This is a genomic window from Caulobacter sp. B11 (assembly GCF_002737765.1).
GTDB lineage: Bacteria > Pseudomonadota > Alphaproteobacteria > Caulobacterales > Caulobacteraceae > Caulobacter.
The window spans coordinates 1-4842 of record NZ_PEGG01000318.1 but is presented as its reverse complement, the minus strand read 5'-3'; the positions used below and the strand labels follow the sequence as shown (position 1 = coordinate 4842).

General features: G+C 68.9%; 5 protein-coding genes and 1 pseudogene. 4 read left to right on the top strand and 2 right to left on the bottom strand.

The features are described from left to right. Both CSW58_RS11920 and CSW58_RS11915 read right to left on the bottom strand, forming a co-directional pair. Positions 1-284, bottom strand: a 284-nt coding sequence (locus CSW58_RS11920; RefSeq protein ID WP_304441647.1) for a cyclic pyranopterin monophosphate synthase MoaC, incomplete at its 3' end; no start/stop codon positions are given. Further along, positions 281-754, bottom strand: a complete 474-nt coding sequence (locus CSW58_RS11915) for a molybdenum cofactor biosynthesis protein MoaE (RefSeq protein ID WP_099447428.1) — start codon at positions 752-754, stop codon at positions 281-283. The genes CSW58_RS11915 and CSW58_RS11920, both read right to left, overlap by 4 nt. Positions 755-1109: 355 nt before the next feature. Here CSW58_RS11915 and CSW58_RS15425 point away from each other — a divergent pair, with 355 nt between their 5' ends. The 4 genes and pseudogenes from CSW58_RS15425 to CSW58_RS11900 form a co-directional block, all read left to right on the top strand. Then, positions 1110-1865, top strand: a complete 756-nt coding sequence (locus CSW58_RS15425) for an acyl-CoA dehydrogenase family protein (protein WP_236627809.1) — start codon at positions 1110-1112, stop codon at positions 1863-1865. Next, a complete protein-coding gene (locus tag CSW58_RS15420) occupies positions 1829-2254 on the top strand; it encodes an acyl-CoA dehydrogenase family protein (RefSeq protein WP_236627808.1) in 426 nt (141 codons plus the stop codon). Before CSW58_RS15425 ends, CSW58_RS15420 begins: the two co-directional genes overlap by 37 nt. A gap of 82 nt (positions 2255-2336) precedes the next feature. Beyond that, positions 2337-3743 (top strand): FAD-binding oxidoreductase, encoded by a 1407-nt coding sequence (locus CSW58_RS11905; RefSeq protein ID WP_099447427.1) that lies wholly within the window; start codon positions 2337-2339, stop codon positions 3741-3743. Then, positions 3740-4842, top strand: a pseudogene (locus tag CSW58_RS11900) (acetolactate synthase large subunit); the annotation flags it as partial. The gene CSW58_RS11905 and the pseudogene CSW58_RS11900, both read left to right, overlap by 4 nt.

Below are 4842 nucleotides of genomic sequence, written 5' to 3'. Positions count from 1 at the left end.
AAACCGCCCTCGCCGGGCTCGACGCAGACCTCGACCTTGGATAGGGCCAGGGGGTGGCACAGCGGGATCAGGTCGGAGGTCTTCTTGGCGGCCATAACCCCGGCGATCTCGGCCACGGCGCGAACCTCACCTTTGGCGCCGGTCCCGGACAGCGCCAGGGCCAGGGTCGCGGGCGCCATGCGCACGAAGCCCGCCGCCACCGCTTCGCGGGTCGTCGACGCCTTGCCTGTGACATCGACCATCCGAGCCCGTCCCTCGTCGTCGATATGGGTCAGGCGGGTCATTGGGCAAGATCCTCGGCGCGAAGGCGCGAGCGATCCCATCGCCCGACGTCGTCATGGTCCTGGGCGGTCGGCTCGATCCAACGGACGCCGTCTAGGCCATGCTGCTTCTTCCAGAACGGGGCCTGACTTTTCAGATAGTCCATCAGGAAATCGCAGGCCTCGAAGGCCGCGCGACGGTGGCCCGCGGCCGTGGCCACGAAGACGATCGCCTCGCCGGGGGCGATGGGCCCCGTGCGATGGACGATTTGATAGTCCAGCAACGCGAACCGCGTCTTGGCCCGTTCAGCGAAGTCGGCGATCATCGCGTCGGTGAAACCTGGATAGGCTTCCAGTTCCAGGATCTGGGCCGCGCCGCCTTCAGCCCGCGCCAGGCCCGTGAAGCTGGCCACTGCACCCACTTCGGCGCGACCGTTGCAAAACTCGTCAAGCAGCACACCGGGCGCGAAGGGCCGCTGGGTCAGGGTGATCATCGGCCGTCGCTCGGCTTGGCGAGGTCGCCGTGGTCGAGATCGGGCGGCGAGGGAGGGGCAGGTGGGCTCATGCCGCCCGGACGATAGGCGCGCCGTCGCGCCAAGCAAGGGCAAACCGGGGGCGTGCGGCGATGGCGCACGGCTGGGCGGCCAGGATTGTCGCCCATCAAGCCGGCGAGCGGTGAGTTTACCGACGGCGTTTGCGGTCCATCAAGGCGTGATCGGTCTGGGCGGTCTAGGAGGAAAGGGCCGCGGATCGCGCGGACCCAGGATCGGCTTAGTGGTTAGTCGAGCAGCCCCCTTTCCGAATCCGGCTTCGATGCGATCGGCGTCGGACGAGGCTTTTTTGGCCTTGGTGAGCGCCTTCTTCGAGGAGGCGCTCACGCCCGACCTTCGGCAGGCCGGCCGACAAACCCTGGGCGTCCACTCGCAGATCGAGGCATGCCGCATCTGGCATGCGCGATTGTTCGCGCGCGGCTGGATCGCCCCGGCTTGGCCGGCGGCCTGGGGCGGGACAGGTTGGAGCGCTCGCCAGCGGTTCCTGTTCGACCGCCAATGCGCCTTGAACGACGCGCCGGTCCTGTTCGCAGGGGGCTTGCGGAGCCTGGGCCCCCTGCTGATCGAGCAGGGCAGCGACGCCCAGCGCGCGCGCTATCTGGGGCCGATCCTATCGGGGAAGGATCTTTGGTGTCAGGGATTCTCCGAGCCGGGGGCGGGGTCGGACCTAGCGGCGGTGTCCTGTCGTGCGGTCCGTCACGGCGAGGCCTATCATGTCAGCGGGACCAAGATTTGGACCACCGGCGCCCATCTGGCCAACCGCATGTTTGGCATCTTCCGCACCGCCGACGGCGAGCGCCGCCAGCACGGGCTGACCTTCCTTCTGATCGACATGGACAGCCCCGGCCTGACGGTGTCGCCGATCCTCGACCTGGCGGGCCAGCACGACTTCAACCAGGTATTCTTCGACGATGTGGTCGTTCCGGTCGACAACCGGGTCGGGGCCGAGCATGACGGCTGGTCGATGGCCAAGCGCCTGATGCAGCTGGCCCGCGCCAACAACACCCCGCGGCCCTGGTGCGTCGCGCCCTGCGCCACGCCGGCGATCGACTGAGCCGGGCAGGGCTTGACCGGGATCTCGACCTGCGCCGTCGCTTGGCCAGCCTGGCGGTTGATGTGGACGCCTTCGAGCAGTTGGAACTGGCCTCCCTGCCATCGGGCCGGCCGGGACCGCACGATCAGATCGTGCCCTCCATGCTCAAGCTGGTCGGCAGCGAATTGCATCAACGCGTGGCCGAACTGGCGATGGAGATCGCCGGCGACGCGGCGGCGGCGGCGCTTGGCGCCTCGTACGTCGCTGCCGAACTGCCTGGCGGCGAGGCGCTGGACGCTGGGGCGCGGGCCATGGCTCGGCGCCTGAGCCTGCGCGCCGCCACCATCTATTCCGGGGCCAGCGAGATGCAGCGCGACATCATCGCCCGTCACCTGCTCGCCAAGCCCTGACAATTGACCAGATCTGGCTTGGCTTGGGTCAATTTCTCCGACGCCGCGCCGCGCTAGCCTGTCGCAAAATAGGAGAGCGGGTATGGAAGCGTTGATCGCCGCGCTTGGCGCGGTCGTGGGATCCGACGCGATCCTGACGGGCAGTGCGATCCAGGAGCGCTACCAGAGCCCGTGGACACGGTTGGGCGCGCCGTTGGCGGTGCTGCGGCCGGCATCGACCCAGGCCGTGGCCGACATCCTGCGTTTGGCCTCGGCGGCGGGCGTGTGCGTCGTCCCTTGGGGCGGGCGCACCGGCCTGGTCGATGGCTGTCTGGCGGACGACGCCCTGGCTCTATCCCTGGACCGGATGGCCGCTGTCGAGGCGATCGACAGCGCCGCTGGGACGATCACCGTCCAAGCGGGCTGCGTCTTGCAGACCGCCAGCGAGGCCGCGGCCGCTCACGGCTTGCTGTTACCGCTCGATCTGGGCGCGCGAGGCTCGGCGACCATCGGCGGGACCATCGCCACCAATGCCGGCGGCAACCGTGTCCTGCGCTATGGCATGATGCGCGACATGGTCCTGGGCCTTGAGGCGGTGCTCGCCGACGGGACGGTCATCGAAGCCATGAGCCCGTTGATCAAGAACAACGCCGGCTACGATCTCAAGCAGTTGTTTATTGGCTCCGAAGGCACGCTGGGGATTGTCACTCGCGCAGTGCTGCGACTGCGTCCGGCGCCGGTCAGCCAGGACACCGCCATCGTCGGCGTCGAACATTTTTCGATGCTGCCACGCCTGTTGCGACGGCTTGAGCGCGATCTGGGCGGTGCCCTGTCTGCGTTCGAGGTGATGTGGGCGAGCTTTCATGACCTGGTGACGACGCCGCCAGCACGGGGCCGCCCGCCTCTGGCCGGGCGCTATCCGTTCTATGTTCTGATCGAGAGCCTGGGCGGCGATGTCGCGGGCGACGCGACCCGGTTCGAGGCGGCCCTGGCCGCGGCCCTCTCTGACGGCGAGGTGGCCGACGCCGCGATCGCCAGATCCACGAGCCAGCGCGAGGCGATGTGGGCCCTGCGCGATGACGTGGCTCAGACCGCTCGCGAGGGGCCGATTATCGCCTTCGACATCAGCCTGCCGATCTCGGCCATGGAGCCCTATGTCGCCGCAGTTCAGGTCGATCTGGCGGCGCGCTGGCCAAGCCTGGGCGCTCCGGCTGTTTTTGGCCACCTGGGCGACGGCAATCTGCACCTGATCGTCCGTTTGGCCGACACGACGCCCGCCGTCCGGCGGGCGGTTGAGGACGTGGTCTATGGCCCCTTGCAGGCGCTGTGTGGCTCGATCTCGGCCGAACATGGCGTGGGTCTGCAAAAGCGCGATTTTCTGCACCTGTCGCGCGGTCCAGCCGAGATCGCCTTGATGCGCCGGCTCAAGCTGGCCCTTGATCCGCGCGGCGTGCTCAATCCGGGCAAGGTCCTGCCGCCCGCGCCAACCCTCCTTGGAGAACAGCCATGAATGGCGCGGACGCCCTGATCATCACCCTGGCCGACAATGGCGTTACCGCCTGTTTCGCCAACCCCGGCACAAGCGAAATGCAGTTCGTCGCGGCGCTCGACCGGGAGCCACGCATGCGACCCGTGCTCTGTCTGTTCGAGGGCGTCGCGACCGGGGCCGCCGACGGCTATGCGCGCATGACCGGCAAACCGGCCTGCACGCTGCTGCACCTGGGCCCGGGTTATGCCAATGGGGCGGCCAATCTTCACAATGCGCGTCGCGCTTTCAGCCCGGTGGTGAACATCATCGGCGATCACGCCACCTACCATCGAGGCTTTGACGCGCCGCTCAGTTCCGATATCGCGGCCCTGAGCGCGCCCAACTCGGTCTGGGTCAAATCGGCCGAGACCGCCGACAGCGTTGGGCCCCTCGCCGCCGAGGCCGTGGCGGCCAGCCAGGAAGCGCCCGGCGGCGTGGCGTGCCTGATCCTGCCGGCCGACAGCGCCTGGAACGAGACCACGGTTGTGGGCCCTGTTCTGGCGGCGTCGCCAAGGCGCGCGCCCGACCTGACCGAGGTTGAGGCCCTGGCCGCCCGGCTGAAGGCGGCGCGCAAGCCCGTCCTGTTGCTCGGCGGCGCGGCCTGCGGCGAGGACGGTCTGGCGGCCGCGCGCTCGCATCGCGGCGGCCGGTGTGCGCGTGCTCACCGACACCTTCGTGGCGCGGATGGCGCGGGGCGCGGGCCGGTTCGCGCCCCGACCGGATGCACTATTTCGCCGAGATGGCGCTGGGGGATCTGGAGGGCGTGGACCTGATGGTCCTGGTCGAAACCACCCGGCCGGTGGCCTTCTTCGCTTATCCAGATCGCCCAGCGTGCTTGTACCCGAGGGTTGTGAGCTCGTTGCTCTAGGCGGTCGGACGGCTGACGGCGCGGCGGCCTTGAGGGCCTTGGCCGATGCTTTTGGCGCGGCCGCCGAGGGGACCGTCCAGTCCCTCGAAAAGCCTGTCACGCCGCAAGGCCCCCTCACGCCGGCGGCCATCGGGAGACCGTCGCCCGTCACCTGCCCGCGCACGCCATCGTCAGCGATGACGCGGTGACCTGTGGTCTGCCGATCTTCCTGGC